The organism is Zavarzinia sp. CC-PAN008, assembly GCF_051903925.1.
Classification (GTDB): Bacteria; Pseudomonadota; Alphaproteobacteria; order Zavarziniales; family Zavarziniaceae.
Window position 1 is genome coordinate 2,818,143 of the sequence record NZ_CP173678.1, and the last position, 18,593, is coordinate 2,836,735.

The following is an 18,593-nucleotide window of genomic DNA, read 5'->3' on the forward strand; positions in this document are numbered from 1 at the left end:
CGTGGCCGAAACCCCCTTGCGGATCCTGTGCGTCAACGACGACGGCATCCATGCGCCGGGCCTGAAGATCCTGGAGAAGATCGCCCGCGCTCTGACCAGCGACGTCTGGGTCGTGGCGCCGGAGACGGAGATGAGCGGCGCCGGGCATTCCCTGACGCTGGCGTCGCCCATCCGCATGCGCAAGATCAAGGCCAAGCGCTTCGCCGTGACCGGCACGCCGACCGATTGCGTCCTGATGGCGGTGGCCGAGGTGATGGGCAAGCGTCGCCCGGACCTGGTCCTGTCGGGCGTCAATCGCGGCGCCAACCTGGGCGAGGACGTGACCTATTCGGGCACGGTGGCCGGCGCCATCGAGGGGACGCTGCTGGGCATCCGCTCGATCGCCCTGAGCCAGACCTATGGCCTGGCCGAGGATGGCCCCCGCGTGCCGTGGGAAACCGCGCTGGCCCACGGACCCCAGGTCGTCCGCACCCTGCTGCAGGCGGATTGGCCGCGCGACATCGTGATGAACGTGAACTTCCCCGACCGCCCGCCCGACGGGATCGCTGGGATCGAGGTGACGACGCAGGGGCGGCGCGAGCAGAGCGAGATCGCGATCAGCAAGCGGACCGACGCGCGCGGCTTCCACTACTACTGGATGGGCTTCAAGCGCGTGCCGTTCCGGGCCGCCGACGGCACCGACCTGGGCGCCATCCAGGCGGGCCGCATTGCCGTCACGCCGCTGCACCTCGACCTCAGCCATCATGCGACGCTCGACGGGCTGAAGCGCGCCTTCGGCACCGGTCCAGCCTGAGGCCTGGGGCAGGACTGCCGCCGTGCCGATCACGGTCCCCGGCGACGACGCCAAGATCCGGCTGATCCTGTCGCTGCGCCTGCAGGGGATCAACGACACGGCGATCCTGTCGGCGATCGAGCGCCTGCCGCGGGAGGAATTCGTCCCCACCGCACTGTCGCATCGGGCATGGGACGACGCCGCGCTGCCCATCGCCGCGCACCAGACGATCAGCCAGCCGTTCATCGTCGCCTTCATGACCCAGGCGCTGCGCCTGCAGAAGCGCCACACGGTCCTGGAGATCGGCACCGGCTCGGGCTACCAGGCGGCCCTGCTCGCCGAATTCGCCCGCCGGGTCTACACGATCGAGCGCCACCGCACCCTGCGCGAGGGGGCGGAGGCCAAGTTCCAGGCGCTGAAGCTAAGCAATATCGTGACCCGGCTTGGCGACGGGACCAAGGGCTGGCCCCAGGCGGCCCCCTTCGACCGCGTCCTGGTCACGGCGGCCGGCCCCAGCGTGCCGCAGCCCCTGCTGGACCAGCTGGCCCCCGGGGGCGTCCTGGTGGCGCCCGTGGGGCCCGATCCCGATCACCAGCACATCATCCGCATGACGGCGACCGACGACGGCTTCGTGACAGAGACGCTGATGCCGGTGCGCTTCGTGCCGCTGGTCGAGGGCCTGCCCGGCTGAGGCCGTCGGGAGGGCGCCGTGCTGCAACGCACGTTGACCGTCCGCCGCCGCTTCCTAGAGTGAGGCCATGTCGAGTGCCCTGACCCTTCGAGTCGCTGCCGCCAGGCTTGCCGTGTGCGCGGGGCTGGTCCTCGGTGTCGCTGCCTGCACCTATGACGCAAGCCGCCATCCGCCGACCACGACGGTCAGTTCCGGCGTGGGCGAGGGGGCCCCATCTGCGGGACCGCGCCCCGGCCCTGCCGGGGGCGAGGTCGTGGTCCAGCCCGGCGACAGCCTGTCCCGGATCGCGGCGCGCCTGGATATCCCGCTGTCCGCGCTGATGGCCGCCAACAGCGAAATCGCGCCGCCCTACCGGATCTTTCCCGGCCAGCGCATCCGTCTGCCGGGTGCGGCACCGGTACCGGTGCCGGTCGTTGCCCAATCCGGCCCCGTTGCCGCGCCCGTTGTCGCGCGCCCCTCCATGCCGGCGCCTTCGATCGCCGCGACACCCCTGGCGCCGCCGACACGGCTGGGCGCGCCGCTGGCCCCCATGCCAGCGCAGCAGGCGTCCGCCCGCCCGCCACCCGTGCTGGAGCCGGGCGACCTGCCGGGGCCTGGCGAGGATGTGCCGCCTTTGGCCGGACCTGCGGGCGTGGGCGCCACCCTGGCGGCCCTGCCGGTGCCACGGGCAAGGCCAACCCCGCCAGAGGGGACGCCCGAGGGCGGGACCTCTGCCGCGGCAGGCCTGCCGGCGACGCCGCCGCGCAGCGCGACCACCTTCCTGTGGCCGGTGCAGGGGCCGATCATCTCGGCCTTCGGACCCAAGCCGGACGGGCTGCACAATGACGGGATCAACATCAAGGCCGACGCGGGCACGCCGGTGAAGGCCGCGGAGGCCGGCGTCGTGGTCTATGCCGGCAACGAGCTGCGCGGTTTCGGCAACCTGATCCTGATCCGGCACGAGGGCGGCTGGGTCACCGCCTATGGCCACAATGAACGGCTGCTGGTCGCGCGGGGCGATGTCGTCTCGCGCGGGCAGGCCATCGCGCGGGTCGGCCGAACCGGCACGGTGACGACGCCCCAACTGCACTTCGAGATCCGCAAGGGACGCGAGACCGTCGATCCCACCAAGTACCTGGCGTCCTGAACCGAAGCCCTCAGCGGGTCAGGACGGCGGCGGCTGCCTTGGTTTCGACCACAGCCTTGGCGGTGTCGGCGATGGCCGCGTTGAGTTCGTCCATGTTGCGTCCGATGGCGGCCGCGGCGCGGGCCGCGTCGGCGGACTGCGCGGACATGCTGTGGGTCACGCTGCCCTGCTGCTCGATTGCCGTGGCGGTCGTGGTGACATCCTGGCGCAGCGCCTCGATCGCGTCGCGGATGCCGGAAAGGGCCTGCACCACCTCGCCAGAGGCACCCTGCATGGTCTCGATCTCGCCGGCGATCTGGCCCGTGGCGTCGGCGGCCTGCCGGGCCAGGCGCTTGACCTCGCTGGCGACGACGGCGAAGCCCTTGCCGGCTTCGCCCGCGCGCGCCGACTCGATCGTGGCGTTGAGCGCCAGCAGATTGATCTGCCCCGCGATGCCGCGGATCAGCTCGACGATCGAACCCATGGCACGGGCCGTGTCCGCCAGCCGCGCGGTCGCGGCGTTGGCGCTCAGCGTGCGCTGCGCGGCATCGTCGGATGCGCTGCGCGAGCGCCCCATCGTGCGCGCGATCTCCTGGATCGACCGGTCCAACTGGCCGGCCGAGGCGGCAAGCGACTCGACCAGCCCGGCAGCACTGTCGGCCGACCGGGCCGTGGCCGCGACGCGGGCCGTGGACAGGTCCATGGCCTGATCGATTGCCCCGAAATTGCGTTCGATCAACTGGCTCAGATTGGCCAGCAAGGTCACTTCCGGGGTGACGTCCGTCGCGAACTTGACCACCTTCCAGGGCCGCTGGTCCAGGTCCAGGATCGGGTTATAGGTCGCGTCGATCCACACCGGGCGGCCGTCGCGGGCGCGGCGCCTGAAGCGACCTGCCTGGAAGGTGCCCTGGCGCAGCGTCTGCCAGAAGGCGCCGTATTCCGGCGCCTGGGCCGCCTCGGCATCCATGAAGATGCGATGGTGCCGGCCCCGGATGTCGTCGAGCGCATAGCCCATCACGCGCAGGAAGTTGCTGTTGGCATCCAGCACCGTGCCGTCCAGGTCGAATTCGATCACCGCCTGCGACTTCAGCATGGCGTTGGCCTTGCCCACCAGGTCGGCATAGACCAGCTTCTGGGCCGTGACGTCGGTTGCGTACTTCACGATCCGCTCAAGCCGCCCGGCGCCGTCGCGGATCGGGTTGTAGGATCCCTCGATCCAGACCGGGCGGCCCGACTGGGTGATGCGGCGGAACTGACCGGTCTGCGCCTCGCCGCGGGAAAGCCGGGCCCAGAAATCCTGGTAGGTGGGGCTGGCGGCCTCCTCCGCAGTCACGAACATGCGGTGGTGGCGCCCCTCCACATCGGCCGCGGCATAGCCCATCAGGTTCAGGAAATTCTGGTTGGCGCGCAGAATCCTCCCGTCGGGCCGGAACTCGATCAGGGCCAGTGTGCTGTCCAGGGCGGCAACCCAACGTTGCAGGCCATCCAGCCGCCCGCCATGGTCCTGACCGGGGGCGTGGTCCATATCGACCGCGTGCCCGTCAGTTGCCCCGTCTGAAGGAATTTTGCTGATGGTCGACAGACCAAGCCATGATTTCAACACGGGTCTTCCTCGGGTTCTCCCAGGTTCCGATTCAAGACTTGATGCATTAATGCGTGATTAAGATTGGATTACGGACATATACGGAGGTGGACGCACAGTCTGCGTGGTGTGTTTGCCTGAAAGGCAGTGACATCGTCGCGCGTCCTTCGGGATGGCCATTCGGATTTCCTCAGGATGACAATTGTTGGCAAAACAGAAATTGCCCGTGGTCCTCATGGCTTGTTGAGGCACGAGCCTAGCGGGCCAGGATGCTCGCCGCCTCCTTGGTCTCGGCGACTGCCTGGCCGGTCTGGGTGATCGCCGACGCCACCTCGACCATGTTGTCGGTGATCGTGGCGACCGCGCGCTGGGCCTGGTTGGCGCGCACGGCCATGTCCTGGGTGACCGCGTTCTGTTCGTCGATCGCCCCAGCCGTGCTGGCGACCAGGGCGTGCAGGCCCTCGATGGCGCCGCGGATGCCGGTCAGGGCGTGGACCACTTCGCCCGAGACCTGCTGCATGGTCTCGATCTCGCCGGCGATCTGGCCCGTGGCGTCGGCGGCCTGCCGGGCCAGGCGCTTGACCTCGCTGGCGACGACGGCGAAGCCCTTGCCGGCCTCGCCCGCGCGGGCCGACTCGATCGTGGCGTTGAGCGCCAGCAGGTTGATCTGGCCTGCGATGCCGCGGATCAGCTCGACGATCGAGGACATCGCATGGGCGGTATCGGCCAGGCGGGTCGTCACCTCGTTCGCGCGGTCGGTGCGGGCCAGCGCCTCGTCCGCCGCCAGGCGCGACCGGCTCATGGTCGTGGCGATCTCGTTGATCGACGCAGCCATCTCGTCCACCGATGCGGCCAGCGACTGGACGAACTCGTCAGCGGCGCCGGCGGCATCGCGCGTCGTGGAGATGCGTTCGACGCAGCGCCGCATGGCATTGTCGATCGCGCCGAAATTGCGATCGATCAGGGTCTTCAGGTCGGTGAGCAGGGCAACCTGGTCGGTAATGTCGGTGGCGAACTTGACGACCTTGGTCGGCTTGCCGTCCAGGTCGAAGGTCGCGTTGTAGCTGCCCTCGATCCAGATCGGGCGGCCGCCCTTGGCCAGGCGTCGGAACTGCCCCGTGCGGAACGAGCCGTCGGCCAGATTGCGCCAGAACTCCTTGTAGTCGGGCGCGGCCGCGGCCTCGGGCTCGACGAACATGCTGTGGTGCCGGCCCTTTACCTCATCCAGGGAATAGCCAAGGACGTTCAGGAAATTGTCGTTGGCATCCAGGATGCGGCCCTGCAGGTCGAACTCGATCACCGCCTGCGACCGGCTGATCGCATTGGCCTTGCCCAGCAGGTCGGCGAAGCGGAGCTTTTCCTGCGTCACGTCGCTGGCGTATTTGACGATCCGGTCCAGGCTGCCGTCGGCGGCAAAGACGGGATTGTAGGATCCCTCGATCCAGACCGGCGTGCCCGCCTTGGTCACCCGCTTGAACTGCCCCGTCTGGGGTCTTCCGCGCGCCAGGTCCTGCCAGAAGGCGCGGTAGGCGTCGCTTTCGGCGTCCTCGGCCGTCACGAACATCCGGTGATGGCGGCCGACCACGTCCTCCGCTTCGTAACCCAGCAGGGACAGCAGGTTGTGGTTCGCACGGAGGATTGTCCCGTCGGCCTTGAACTCGATCAGGGCGAGTGTGCATTCAACGGCCGCGGCCCACCGCTTCATGGCATCAAGCTCGGCCCGCGTGCGCGCCAGGTCTCCAGCCAAATCGATCTGAGTCGACAGTTCAGGATTGTCGACACCAGACACAGGACTGGTCTCGGATCGTCTCCATTTCATCAGCGACTTCACGGCGTCTATCCCCTCGGACCGGCTATTGGCGGTGAGGTTGCCGATGCTCAAGTTAAGCGTGACTTAAATCAGACGTCAAAATTCGCTGCGACAGATGACTTGGCCGGGCGGCCTCGCGCGTCAGGGCAGGCGGGTGCCTGTGCGCCCGGCAATGTCCTGGATGAACTGCCAAGCCACGCGGCCGGATCGCGCCCCCCGCGTGGTCGCCCATTCCAGCGCCTCGGCCCGCAGGCGGTCCTCCGCCACCGGCAGCGCCAGCCACGCCGCATAGCCGCGCACCATCTGCAGGTAGTCCGCCTGGGAGCAGGAATGAAAGCCCAGCCACAGGCCGAAGCGGTCGGAGAGGGAGACCTTCTCCTCAACCGCCTCGCCCGGATTGATGGCGGTTGCGCGTTCGTTGTCGACCATCTCGCGCGGCATCAGGTGACGCCGGTTGGACGTGGCATAGAGCAGGACGTTGGCCGGCCGCCCCTCGATCCCACCGTCCAGGATCGCCTTCAGGGACTTGTAGGCGACATCGTCGTCGTCGAACGAAAGATCGTCACAGAACAGCAGGCAGCGCCGGTCCTGTCCGCGCAGCAGGCGCATCAGGTCGGGCAGGCTGGCAATGTCCTCGCGGTGGATCTCGATCAGGGTAAGGGCGCCCGGCGTCTCGCGACAGATGGCGCCGTGCACGGCCTTGACCAGGCTGGACTTGCCCATGCCGCGGGCGCCCCACAGCAGCGCGTTGTTGGCGGGGAGGCCGGCGGCGAAGCGCCGCGTATTCTCCAGCAGGATGTCGCGCACGCGGTCGACCGCCACGATCAGGTCCAGGTCGACGGCGCTGACCTTGGCCACCGGCTCCAACCGGCCGCTGTCGCCGCGGGCCGCATCGGCGGGACTGCCTGCGTGCCAGACGAAGGCGTCGGCTCCGGCCAGGCTGGGGGAACGGGGCGGGGCCGGCGCCAGGCGCTCCAGCGCCGCGGCAATGCGTTCCAGAAGGGCGTGGGTCGCTGCGGTATCGGTCATGGCGCGGCAGACTACAGCCGCCGGTGACGATTCGCATGGCGCTCGTGGGGAAGCAGCGCGGGACGCGGGCTTGCGTCCTGGAACCGCATTTGCATCCACAGGGCGCCGCCGCTATGGTCCCGCGCCAGTCTCGTTGCGGGTGCGTTGGCGATCACGCTGGCCGAATTTCCTTGTCGCAAGGTGCTTTCATGCTGATTTCATCGGCCTATGCCCAGGCAGCCGGGGGCGCGCCGGGTGGTTCCGATTTCCTGATCCAGCTGCTGCCGCTGGTCCTGATCTTCGTCGTCTTCTATTTCCTGCTGATCCGGCCGCAGCAGAAGCGCGTCAAGGAACACCGGGCCCTGGTCGAGGGCGTGCGTCGCGGCGACGTGGTCGTGACCTCGGGCGGGATCGTCGGCAAGATCGCCAAGGTCGAGGAGGGCGAGGTCCTGGTCGAGATCGCGGAGGGCGTGCGCATCCGCGTGGTCAAGGCGACGCTGAGCGAGGTGCGCAGCCGGACCCAGCCCGCCGGTGCCGCCGACGAGCCGCCGGCCGAGAGCAAGACCATCCCGCCCAAGAAGCGCTGATCCGGGACCCCACCCCGTGACCCGCTATCCCCGCTGGCAGCTCGTCCTCTACGGACTGATCATCCTCCTGGGCATCGCCTTTGCGGCGCCCAACCTGCTGACGCGCGAACAGGCGCAGTCGCTCCCCTCGTGGCTGCCGCGGCACCAGCTGGCGCTGGGCCTGGACCTGTCGGGTGGCGCGCACCTGATGCTGGCGGTCGATACCAAGGTCGTTGCCCAGGACCGGCTTGAGAGCCTGGTCGACAGCGTCCGCAGCACGCTGCGGGATGCACGCATCAACTATACGGGCCTTGGCATTCGCGACGGCGGCGTGGTCGTCACGGTGGCGCGGGAGGACCAGCGGGCGGCGGCCCAGGCGGCGTTCGAGACCCTGGTACAGCCGACCGGCAACGCCCTGCTGGGGACACAGCGCAAGGACGTCGACCTGAGCGTCGGGACCGACGGCCAGTTCCGGCTGGCGCCGACCGAAGAATCGCTGCGCGAGCGGGCCCACGCCGCGGTCGACCAGAGCCTGGAGATCGTGCGCCGCCGCATCGACGAGACAGGCGTCGCCGAACCCACCATCTCGCGCCAGGGTGACGACCAGATCGTGGTCCAGTTGCCGGGCGTGCAGGATCCCGGACGGATCAAGGCCCTGCTGGGCACGACGGCCAAGCTGACCTTCCAGATGGTCGACACGACGGTCACGCAGGCCGAGCTGGCGGCGGGCCGGGCGCCGCCCGGCACCGTGATCATGCCGGCCGACACGACCCGGGCGGGTCCGGGCGCGCAGCAGTCCTATGCCGTGCAGCGCCGCGTCCTGGTCAGCGGCGACATGCTGGTCGACGCGCAGCCCGGCTTCGATCCCCGCACGGGCGAGCCGATGGTCAGCTTCCGCTTCAACGGGGAAGGGGCCAAGCGGTTCGGCGACGCGACGCGCGCCAATGTGAACAAGCCGTTCGCCATCGTCCTCGACAACAAGGTGATCTCCGCCCCCGTGATCCGCGAGCCGATCCTGGGCGGATCGGGCCAGATATCCGGCAGCTTCACGTCGCAGGGGGCCAACGACCTGGCCGTGCTATTGCGCGCGGGAGCGCTGCCGGCGCCGCTGCAGGTGATCGAGGAGCGCACGGTCGGCGCCGACCTGGGGGCTGATTCGATCAATGCCGGCGTCACCACCGGCATCATCGGCATGGCGCTGGTCGTCGCCTTCATCGTCTTCCTTTATGGCGGCTATGGCCTGATCGCCAACCTGGCCTTGCTGCTGAACCTGATCCTGACGATTGCCATCCTTTCGGTCCTGGGGGCGACGCTGACATTGCCCGGCATTGCCGGCCTGGTCCTCTCGATCGGCATCGCGGTCGACGCCAACGTCCTGATCAACGAGCGCATCCGCGAGGAGACACGGGCTGGCAAGGGGGCGCTGGCGGCACTCGATGCCGGCTTCTCCCGCGCCTACGCGACGATCATCGATTCGAACGTCACGACGCTGATCGCGACGACGCTGCTGTTCTTCTTCGGTGCAGGCCCGGTCCGCGGCTTTGCGGTGACGATCGGCATCGGCATCGCCACCTCCATGTTCACGGCCGTCACGGTCGTGCGCATCGTCATGGTGTGGTGGGTACGCCGCCAGCGCCTGAAGACGCTGAACCTGGATCCGCCGCTGTTCCACATCATTCCGGACAACACGAAGATCCGCTTCATGCGCGGCCGCTTCGCCGGGATCATCGTGTCGGCCGTGTTGTCGATCGCATCCGTCGTGCTGTTCTTCACGCCGGGCCTCAATTACGGCATCGACTTTGTCGGTGGGACCACCGTCGAATTGCGGACCGAGGGGCCGGCCGACCTGCCGGCCCTGCGCAGCGGCCTCAACACGCTGGGCCTGGGCGAGGTGCAGCTGCAGGGCTTTGGCACGCCCAACGACGTTCTGATCCGCGTGGAGCGGCAGGCGGGCGACGACGCAGCCCAGATGGCGGCCGTGGCGGCGGTCCGGGGCAAGCTGGCCGAGATTGCGCCGACGGGCGAGATCCGGCGCGTCGAAGTCGTGGGGCCCCGCGTCTCGGGCGAGCTGATGACGACCGGTGCGCTGGCCGTCGGCCTCGCCTTTGTCGCCATGCTCTTCTACATCTGGTGGCGGTTCGAATGGCAGTTCGCCATCGGTGCGATCGTCACCATGATCCTGGACCTGACCAAGTGCGTGGGCTTCTTCGCGATCACAGGCCTAGACTTCAACCTGGTCGCGATCGCGGCCCTGCTGACGCTGATCGGCTATTCGGTCAACGACAAGGTCGTGATCTATGACCGGATGCGCGAGAACCTGCGCAAGTACAAGACGATGCCCCTGCGGGACCTGATCGACCTGTCGATCAACCAGGTCCTGGTGCGAAGCGTCTACAACTCTGCGACGGCGTTCCTGGCCATGCTGCCCATGGGCCTGATCGGTGGTGCCGCGGTCGAAAGCTTCGCGATCCCGCTGCTGTTCGGCATCATCGTGGGCACAAGCTCCTCGATCTTCATCGCGGCACCGATCCTGCTCTTCCTGGGCGAGGGCCGGCTGCGGCGCGGGACCGAGGCAGCCCAGCCGCCGGCCGCTCCAGTGGCTGGCGCGGCGCCTGCGGGCCCCCCGGGCGGCGCCCTGCCCAACGCCTGAGGGGAAGGCGCCCGTCATGGCCCAGATGGTGGAGACGCGCCCCGGCGCGCCCCAGGTGATCCAGCGCTATGGCGCAGGCGCCTTCACCATCGGCTATGTCGCCTGGACGGGGGCCGTGCTGGTGATGCCGGAGCGGACGCTGGCCCTGGCTGCGACACGGCTGGAGGACCTGGACGCCGACCAGGTGCTGGCCGGTCTGGCGGGCCTGCGCGTCGATGTCGTGCTGGTCGGCACGGGCGCCGATTTCCACCTGCTTCCCCAAGCCTTCCGCGCGCGGGCCGCGCAGATCGGCCTGCCAGTCGAGGGCATGGGGACCGGCGCCGCATGCCGCACCTACAATGTTATGCTGGGTGAGAACCGGAGCGTGGCTGCGGCCCTGCTGCCGACGCCCTGATCGGGGCGGTCCTGGCGCGCGAGCCCCATATCGCCAGCGGCGACGACCTGGCCGCGCGGGATGCCGCATTGGCCGCCCAGGTGCAGGAAGGCGACCGCGAGCGATGGCTGAGCGCGCTGTTCGCGCCTGAGCCGCTGCGCCCGCGCCTGATGGCGCTCTATGCCTTCAACCTGGAACTGGCGCGCATCCCCGAGCAGGTCAGCCAGCCCATGCTGGGCGAGATCCGCTTCCAATGGTGGCGCGAGGCCCTGGCCGAGGCTGCCCAGGGCCGCGTCCGACGCCACCCGGTGGTGGAGGCGCTGGCCAGCCTGCAGGCCCAGGGCCTGGTCGACGACGATGCGGCGGAGCGGATCATCGCGGCCCGGGCGCGCGACCTGTATCCCGACGAGGTGGCGGATGCCGCGGCGGTCGCCGACCTGGCGCGGGCGACCGGTGGCGCGCTGACGCTGTGGGCCGCGCGCCTGCTGCATCCGGCCGCCGATGCCGAAGCGGCGGAGGCGGCTGGCACCGCCTATGCCCTGGCCGGGCTGGTCCGGCGCCTGCCGCACGACCTGGCGGCTGACCGCCGGCAGTTCGCCGGCGGCGCCAACCTGGTGCCAACGGCGCGCGACCTGGCCGCGCGGGCCGAGGCGGCGCTGGCCACGGCCCGCGGGCGCCGCCGGCATGTGCCGCGGGCGACGATGCCGGCGATGCTGGTCGCCAGCCTGGCGGCGCTGCACCTGAAGCGGATCGCCCGTGCCGGCTTCGATCCCGCGGCGCTGCCGCCCTTGCCGCCGCTGGCACCGTCGCTTCGCCTGTTGCGTGCGAGCCTGACGCGGCGCTGGTAGCCGGGGCCTAACACATCGTGGGCGAGGCGGCCCAGGCCCGCGGCCGCATCAGGCTGCGGGGCGGCGGTCCAGCCAGGAGTCGATGGCGGCCAGGGCGCGGGTCGACAGCGCGGCCTTGCGGTCCTTGCCGCGGAAGCGTCCCTCGATCGGCGGGAACAGGCCGAAATTGCAGTTCATCGGCTGGAACGTCGCGGCATCGGCGCCGCCCGTCACGTGGGCCAGCAGGGCGCCCAGCGCTGTCGTCGGCGGCGGCGGCTGCAGCGCCCCGCCCAGCCGCTCGGCCGCGGCGAAGCGGCCGGCCAGCAGCCCGATGGCCGCACTCTCCACATAGCCCTCCACGCCCGTGATCTGCCCCGCGAAGCGCAGGCGCGGCTCCGCCTTCAGGCGCAGGGCACCGTCCAGGACGCGCGGCGAGTTGATGAACGTGTTGCGGTGCAGGCCGCCCAGGCGCGCGAATTCCGCGTTCTGGAGGCCCGGGATGGTGCGGAAGATTCGCACCTGCTCGGCATGGCGCAGCTTGGTCTGGAAGCCCACCATGTTCCACAGGGTGCCCAGGGCGTTGTCCTGGCGCAGCTGGACCACGGCATAGGGCTTCGGCCCGCGCGGGTTGGTCAGGCCGATCGGCTTCATCGGGCCAAAGGTCAGCGTCTCGCGGCCCCGCTCGGCCATCACCTCGATCGGCAGGCAGCCTTCGAAATAGGGCGTCCCCTCCCATTCGCGGAACGACACCTTGTCCCCGGCCAGCAGGGCGTCAATGAACGCGTGATACTCATCCCGCGACATCGGGCAATTGATGTAGTCGGACCCTGAGCCCTTGTCCCAGCGGGATTGGAACCAGGCTGTGTCGAAGTCGATTGTGTCGCGATGAATGATGGGCGCGATCGCATCGAAGAAGGCCAGGGACGGCTCCCCCGTGCGGCGCCCGATGGCCTGGGCCAGGCTGTCCGAGGTCAAGGGACCCGAGGCGATGATGACCGAATCCCAGGCGGCATCGGGCTCGGCCACCTCTTCCCGGACCAGGGTCACAAGGGGTTCCGCCTCCAGCGCCGCGGTGATGCCGGCGGCAAAGCCGTCGCGGTCGACCGCCAGGGCCGCACCGGCCGGCACGCGATGGTGATCGGCCTGGGCCAGGACAAGGGAGCCGGCGCGGCGCAATTCCTCGTGCAGGAGGCCCACTGCGTTCCCCGCGGCGTCATCCGACCGGAACGAATTGGAGCAGACGAGTTCGCCCAGCAAGGCGGTCTGGTGCGCGTCCGTGGTGCGCACGGGGCGCATTTCGTGCAGCACCACGGGGACGCCGTGGCGGGCCAGGGCCCAGGCCGCCTCGCTGCCCGCCAAGCCGCCGCCGATCACGTGCACCGGTGTCATGTCACAGCCTTTCGCGCGTTCCGCCCGGCGGTTGTCTTTGTCCGGCGTGCCGCAGATACCGCCGGTAGCGCGTGTGTCAGCCCGCAGATGTTATTGCGTCTGAACCGCGCCGCAGATCATGAACCACTAGGGAAAGTCTCGGTTTGCGGCGCTTAGAATTCGTTACAGAATGGGGGAGGACAATGGCGGCAGATGCCGGTTCGGCGCAAGGGGGACCCCCGCGCGCTCTGCCGCCGGTCCGATGCGGATTATTGACCAGATGATGGCCCCCGTGGAGTCCGACAGAACAGCGCAGGCGGGAACCGCGCAAACCGGGACGATCCAACCGCCGGCCGAGCGGGCGAAGCCTGCCTGGCTGGACCGTACCCTGCGCCTGCGGGCGCTCCTGGTCGAAGTGGAGCCCGAGGACCGGGAGGCGGTCGAGCGGGCCCTGCGTGTTGGCGGATGGAACCCGGAGGTCCGGGCCGTCAGCGGGGCGGAGGCCCTGCGGCGCATGCTGGACCGGGGCGATTTCGACCTGGTCGTCGCCGATGGGCGGGGTGGCGCCGACGATGGCATGATGGTGCGCGCCATGGTGCGCGAGCGGCACGCATCGGCGCCCGTGATCGTGCTGAGCGACGATGCCACCATGCGCGGGCTGAGCGACACGCACGGCTCCGACCTCGCCGAGATCGAGGTCCCGGTCGACGACCTGGACCGCCTGTCGGGCGCCGTCGCCAGGGCGCTGGACCGCGCCCAGCGGCGCACGGCCTCGGGCAGCCAGCAGGTCCGCCTGCAGGCGATCCTGGCCGCCGTCGTCGACGGCATCCTGGTGTTCGATATCGGTGGCTCGATCGAGGCGGCGAACGCCGCCGCCGCACGGCTGTTCGGCCGGCCTATCCGGGACCTGATCGGCCGCAACCTGTCGGTCCTGCTGCAGCCCCCCGGGCCGCCTGGGCGCTCGCCCGCGGCGATCCACGAGGGGGATGAGATGGATCGCATGCTGGGCATGGCCCGGGAGCTGGAGGGCATCCGCGCCGATGGCGGGCGCTTCGCGGCGGAGGTCATCATCTCCGAGATCCCGCTGGAGGACAGCCGCCGCTATACCGCCGTGGTACGCGACGTCTCCGAACGCCGCGCCGCGCAGGAGGAACTGATCACCGCGCGCGACGAGGCGCGCCGCTCGAACCAGGCCAAGTCGGAATTCCTGGCCAACATGAGCCATGAATTGCGGACCCCCCTCAACGCGATCATCGGCTTCACCGAGATGCTGGAAGGCAGTTTCGCCGGACCGCTGTCGCCCAAGCAGGCCGAGTATGTCGGCGACGTCCTGGGCAGCGCCAAGCACCTGCTGTCGATCATCAACGAACTGCTCGACCTGGCCCGCATCGACACCGGCGCTGCGTCGCTGGAGGAGTCGGTGATCGATCCGCTGAACGTCGTATCCGGCGCCGCGCGGTTCCTGGACTATGCCATGACGGAAAAGCGGCTGGCCTTCTCGGTCGCGTCCTCGGCCCCCGTCCAGCTGCGCTGCGACGAGCGACGCATGCGGCAGATGGTGATCAACCTCCTGTCCAATGCGGTGAAGTTCACGCCCTCCCACGGGCGGATCGAGGCGCGCCTGAACCTGAAGGACGACGGCGCACTGGAACTCAGCGTGGCGGACAGCGGGATCGGCATCGCGCCGACCGACATCGCCCTGGCGCTGGCGCCCTTTGGGCAGATCTCAAGCCCCTATAGCCGGCAGCACCAGGGCACCGGCCTGGGCCTGCCCCTGACCCGGCGGCTGATCGAGATGCACCAGGGCTCGCTGCGGATCGACAGCCAGGCCGGCCGCGGCACTCAGGTGACCCTGCGTTTTCCCCCCGACCGCGTCGTGCCCGTCCGCCCGCGCACCTGAGCGCGTCCATCGGCAGCTGACGCGACCGGCCGCCCTTCGAAAGGGTTGGGGCCGGTGCCCCGCACCCCATCACGGCTGCACTCCAGGACGCCAAGTCCTCTTCAGGCGTGGCCCCAAGGCTCGGCCGCCGCAGCACAGGGCGCGAATCGTGGACCCCAGAAGAGCCGGGCGTCACCTTGCAGGGTGACGCCCGGCCTGTATCAGCCGCCGAAGCTGCGCTGCCACCAGCCCCGACGGGGCGGCGCCTTGGGCGCTTCCGGCTGGGGCGGTTCGACCGGGGCAGGCGCAACGGCCTCCGCGGGCTCGGGCACTGGCTGCACTTCGACGGCGGCGGCTTCCGCCGGAGCGGGCGCATCCGCCGGGGTGCTGTCGGCCTCAACCACTTCAGGCGCCGCAGCGTCTGTGGCAGTGGGCTCGGCCGCGACCGCCTCCGGTACCGCGGAGTCATTCCCGGCGGCGTCCGACGCGGGCTCTGCCACCGGGGTGTCGGCCACGGCCGCCTCGACCGCAGGCGCTTCCACCTCCGGGGCCTCGAGCGCAGGGGCCTCGACCGCAGGGGCTGCGGTCGGCGCCGCCAAGCCAGCCCCGTCCGGTGCGTCCTCGATCAGGACGGCGACGGCTTCGCTCACCTCGATCGTGGGCAGGTCACTCTCGTCTGCGGGAGAAGCGGCCGTCGGTGCCTCACCCAGGTCAGGCCAGCTTTCGTCGTGCGGGACGACGGCAACGACCGACTCGTCGGGCCAGGCGCGCGGCTGTCGGCCGTTGGTCGTGCCGTTTGCCTCGCCTTCGCCGGTGCCATTGCGGCGGCCACCCCGGCGGCTCCGGCGGCGGCGGCGGCGCTCCGGTTCGCCGGCAGCGGCCCCATCGCCTTCGGCGGCCGTTTCGGTGGCGCCATCCTCGTCCTGAGCCGTGGCGTCACCGGTCGTCTCGCGGGACGGGCGTTCGGTGCTGGCGTCCTCGTCCTCGTCCTCGGCGCCACGGGCCGTGGTCTCACTCTCGCTTCCCGCATCGGCCCGGCCGCCGCGGCGCCGGCGGCGACGACGGCGCTGCCGGTCCTCGCTCTGGGCATCGCCCGAACGACTCTCGCCGGATCGACCCTCACCGGACCGACCCTCACCGGACCGCCCTTCGGCTCGCTCGCCCGCACCGCGGCTTTCGGCGGCGTCCTCCGCGGCATCGTCGGCGTCCAGCGCCACGGCGTCGTCGACCGGCTCGTCCTCATCGTCATAGTCGATCATCGGCACGGCGCCGTGGCGGATCGCCACCGGCGGCGGTGCGTCGGTGCGCGGCCGCAGGCGCTCCAGGCGGAAGGCCGGCGGGATCAGCGCGGGATCCGCGTCGACCATCACCTCCAGGCCATAGCGCTCCTCGATCGCCCGCAGGGCGCTGCGCTTCTGGTTCAGGATGTAGAGCGCGATGGGTGTGGCGCAGCGCACCGTGATGGCGGCCGACCGCTCCCGCACGCCCTCGTCCTCCACCGCGCGCAGCACGTGCAGGGCGGAGGATTCGATGGAGCGAACGCGGCCGACGCCCGCGCAGTGCGGGCAGACGTCGGTCGACGCTTCCATCAGGCCGGGATGCAGGCGCTGGCGTGACAGTTCCAGCAGGCCAAAGGGTGAGATGCGGCCGATCTGGATGCGCGCGCGATCGGCCTTCAGGCTTTCCTTCAGGCGCTTCTCGACGGACCGGTTGTTGCGCGCGTCCTCCATGTCGATGAAGTCGATGACGATCAGGCCGGCCAGGTCACGCAGGCGCAACTGCCGGGCGATCTCCTCGGACGCCTCAAGGTTCGTCTTGGTCGCCGTCTCCTCGATATTGTGTTCGCGGGTCGACCGGCCGGAATTGACGTCGATCGCAACCAGCGCCTCTGTCTGGTTGATGACGATATAGCCACCCGACTTCAACTGGACGACGGGGTTGAACATCAGGTCCAGCTGCTGCTCCACCTGGAAGCGGTGGAACAGCGGCACCCGCTCGCGATAGGGCTGGACATTGCGCGCGTGGCTGGGGATCAGCATGCGCATGAAGTCCTTGGCTTGGCGGTAGGCCTCCTCGCCCTCGACCAGGATCTCCTCGATGTCCTTGGAATACATGTCGCGGATGACCCGCTTGATCAGGTCACCCTCCTCGTAGACCAGGGCGGGCGCGGTGGACTGCAGGGTCAGCTGGCGCACCGAATCCCACAGGCGCAGGAGGTATTCGAAGTCGCGCTTGATCTCGGGCTTGGTGCGGTTCAGGCCGGCAGTACGGACGATGACGCCCATGCCGTCCTGGATGTCCAGGTCGGCCGTGATCTCCTTCAGCCGCTTGCGATCGGCCGGATTGACGATCTTGCGGCTAATCCCGCCCCCGCGCGAGGTATTCGGCATCAGCACGCAATAGCGGCCGGCCAGCGAGATGTAGGTGGTCAGCGCCGCGCCCTTGTTGCCGCGCTCTTCCTTGACGACCTGGACCAGCAGGATCTGCCGGCGCTTGATGACTTCCTGGATCTTGTACGAGCGGACCGACCGGAAACGCGGGCGCCGCGCGGGCCGGGCCTCGCTGGAGCCGGAGTCCCCGTCGTCCTGGTCGTCGTCGTCCTGCTCGTCCGTGACCTCAGCATTGCGCGCCTGGACGTCCGCGACGTCGCCCTCGTCCCCGGCGGCGCCATCCTCGCCGGTCGCCTCGGCCTCAGGGGCAGCGTCAACCGAAGTGTCCGTTCCGGCATCCGGTTCGGCGGGGGCCGACTCGGCAGTCGGGCCTTCCGCCGTGGTGTCGTCGGCGGCCGGCACTTCGGCCTGCGCGACGGGCTCGGCCGCCGCCGTCGCGGTCGCCTCCGGCACGGCCTCGGGCTCCGCGTCGGGCCCGGATTCGGGCACGGCCTCGGCGACGGGACCCTCGAGCACCGGTTCTGGCGCGTGGTCGACGTTCAGCGCGAGCGAGGGGCGGCGGGGTGCGTCCGCCGGCTCGTCGTCTTCACCCCCGGTCGCGGCGGCGGCCGTGCTGCTTTCCCCGGTCGCGGCAGAATCGCCCTCGTCGGCGAGGTTGTCGGAGCCTCCGTCGATGGTCTCGGTCTCGTCCTCGCCCTCGACCGTCTCGATATGGCTGTCGAACTCGTCGTCGTCGGCGGACGCGGTCTGGCCGGCGGCCTCCTGCTCGCTGCGGCGGCGCGCACGGGCCTGCTCCGCCCGATCAGCCTCGGCCTCGGCACGGGCCGCGTCCTCGGCCTGCTGGGCCAGGAGGGCCTGCCGGTCGGCGATGGGGATCTGATAGTAGTCGGGGTGGATCTCGCTGAAGGCCAGGAAGCCGTGGCGATTGCCGCCATACTCGACGAACGCCGCCTGCAGCGACGGTTCGACCCGGGTTACCTTGGCGAGATAGATATTGCCCTTGAGCTGCTTCTTGGTTGCGGATTCGAAATCGAAATCTTCAATGCGGTTGCCACGGACGACCACGACCCGGGTCTCTTCCGGGTGGGTCGCATCGATCAGCATACGGGTGGTCATCGAACGGGTCTCCGCGACGCGCCCACAGGCCCCATGGGGGCCGGGCCGGCGTCGCTTGGCGTGTGTGTGTGCGGAGGCGGGGAACGCCAGGGCGCATCCGCAACCGGCCTGAAGCCGGCAACGGGCAACCAGGGCGCAGACCCCAAGGGTTCGGCAAGGCGGCCGGCATCAGGGCGCGCGCGGTGCGCACGCCAATCCACAATCCGTCAGTGCCCGCTTGGCGTGCACCGATCGACAGTCGAGCCGGGCGCGGACGAACCGCGCCACAGCCGAAGTCCGGCCGACAGCGTGAAAGGGTGGAGCTTCGTTCCGTCACTGCGTTGACCGATCGGCGCCCGCAGGGGCGCCTGACCGAGGGCCAGAGCCAGTCAAGGCAAAGCCGGTCAATACATGCCTGTCGCCCTGATCCGACCGCCGCGGGGCCGATGGCTTTGCGGCATGCTTCGAAAGGGCGAC

General features: G+C 69.9%; 13 protein-coding genes. 8 read left to right on the forward strand and 5 right to left on the reverse strand.

All coding sequences use genetic code 11. The features are described from left to right. Window position 1 precedes the first annotated feature (1 nt). From surE to ACI6GS_RS13230, 3 genes are all read left to right on the forward strand, one after another. Window positions 2–793, forward strand: coding sequence for a 5'/3'-nucleotidase SurE (surE, locus tag ACI6GS_RS13220; protein ID WP_439813918.1), 792 nt, complete (start codon window positions 2–4; stop codon window positions 791–793). Between the two features lie 28 nt (window positions 794–821). Beyond that, on the forward strand, window positions 822–1,463 hold the full coding sequence (locus ACI6GS_RS13225) for a protein-L-isoaspartate(D-aspartate) O-methyltransferase (protein ID WP_439817966.1): 642 nt from the start codon (window positions 822–824) through the stop codon (window positions 1,461–1,463). Window positions 1,464–1,530: 67 nt separating this feature from the next. Further along, the gene (locus ACI6GS_RS13230) at window positions 1,531–2,589 is read left to right on the forward strand and encodes a peptidoglycan DD-metalloendopeptidase family protein (RefSeq protein ID WP_439813919.1); all 1,059 of its coding nucleotides are present in this window, start codon (window positions 1,531–1,533) and stop codon (window positions 2,587–2,589) included. Window positions 2,590–2,599: 10 nt separating this feature from the next. On the opposite strand, the gene ACI6GS_RS13235 is transcribed toward ACI6GS_RS13230, so the two are convergent. The 3 genes from ACI6GS_RS13235 to ACI6GS_RS13245 form a co-directional block, all read right to left on the reverse strand. Further along, window positions 2,600–4,093, reverse strand: coding sequence for a methyl-accepting chemotaxis protein (locus ACI6GS_RS13235; protein WP_439813920.1), 1,494 nt, complete (start codon window positions 4,091–4,093; stop codon window positions 2,600–2,602). Window positions 4,094–4,406: 313 nt separating this feature from the next. Then, window positions 4,407–5,855 (reverse strand): methyl-accepting chemotaxis protein, encoded by a 1,449-nt coding sequence (locus ACI6GS_RS13240; RefSeq protein ID WP_439813921.1) that lies wholly within the window; start codon window positions 5,853–5,855, stop codon window positions 4,407–4,409. A 246-nt stretch (window positions 5,856–6,101) separates the two neighbouring features. Then, window positions 6,102–6,989 carry an ATP-binding protein gene (locus ACI6GS_RS13245; protein ID WP_439813922.1) on the reverse strand — a complete coding sequence of 296 codons (888 nt, stop codon included), beginning with the start codon at window positions 6,987–6,989 and terminating at the stop codon, window positions 6,102–6,104. Between the two features lie 188 nt (window positions 6,990–7,177). On the opposite strand from ACI6GS_RS13245, the gene yajC reads away from it, so the two are divergent. The 4 genes from yajC to ACI6GS_RS13265 all read left to right on the forward strand — a co-directional run bounded on the left by yajC (window position 7,178) and on the right by ACI6GS_RS13265 (window position 11,405). Further along, window positions 7,178–7,555: a preprotein translocase subunit YajC gene (yajC, locus tag ACI6GS_RS13250; RefSeq protein WP_439813923.1), complete on the forward strand. Its 378-nt coding sequence runs from the start codon at window positions 7,178–7,180 to the stop codon at window positions 7,553–7,555. 16 nt (window positions 7,556–7,571) lie between these two features. Beyond that, window positions 7,572–10,184, forward strand: a complete 2,613-nt coding sequence (gene secD / locus ACI6GS_RS13255; protein WP_439813924.1) for a protein translocase subunit SecD — start codon at window positions 7,572–7,574, stop codon at window positions 10,182–10,184. Window positions 10,185–10,200: 16 nt separating this feature from the next. Then, window positions 10,201–10,578, forward strand: a complete 378-nt coding sequence (locus ACI6GS_RS13260) for an Mth938-like domain-containing protein (RefSeq protein WP_439813925.1) — start codon at window positions 10,201–10,203, stop codon at window positions 10,576–10,578. 68 nt (window positions 10,579–10,646) lie between these two features. Beyond that, window positions 10,647–11,405 (forward strand): squalene/phytoene synthase family protein, encoded by a 759-nt coding sequence (locus ACI6GS_RS13265; RefSeq protein WP_439813926.1) that lies wholly within the window; start codon window positions 10,647–10,649, stop codon window positions 11,403–11,405. Between the two features lie 48 nt (window positions 11,406–11,453). Here ACI6GS_RS13265 and trmFO read toward each other — a convergent pair whose 3' ends face one another. Then, a complete protein-coding gene (gene trmFO, locus ACI6GS_RS13270; protein WP_439813927.1) occupies window positions 11,454–12,773 on the reverse strand; it encodes a methylenetetrahydrofolate--tRNA-(uracil(54)-C(5))-methyltransferase (FADH(2)-oxidizing) TrmFO in 1,320 nt (439 codons plus the stop codon). A gap of 271 nt (window positions 12,774–13,044) precedes the next feature. Between trmFO and ACI6GS_RS13275 the strand changes: the two genes are divergently transcribed. Further along, entirely contained in the window at window positions 13,045–14,652 is a 1,608-nt protein-coding gene (locus tag ACI6GS_RS13275) for an ATP-binding protein (protein WP_439813928.1), read from the forward strand. Between the two features lie 200 nt (window positions 14,653–14,852). On the opposite strand, the gene ACI6GS_RS13280 is transcribed toward ACI6GS_RS13275, so the two are convergent. Beyond that, window positions 14,853–18,137, reverse strand: a complete 3,285-nt coding sequence (locus tag ACI6GS_RS13280) for an Rne/Rng family ribonuclease (protein ID WP_439813929.1) — start codon at window positions 18,135–18,137, stop codon at window positions 14,853–14,855. Between the last annotated feature and the right edge of the window lie 456 nt (window positions 18,138–18,593).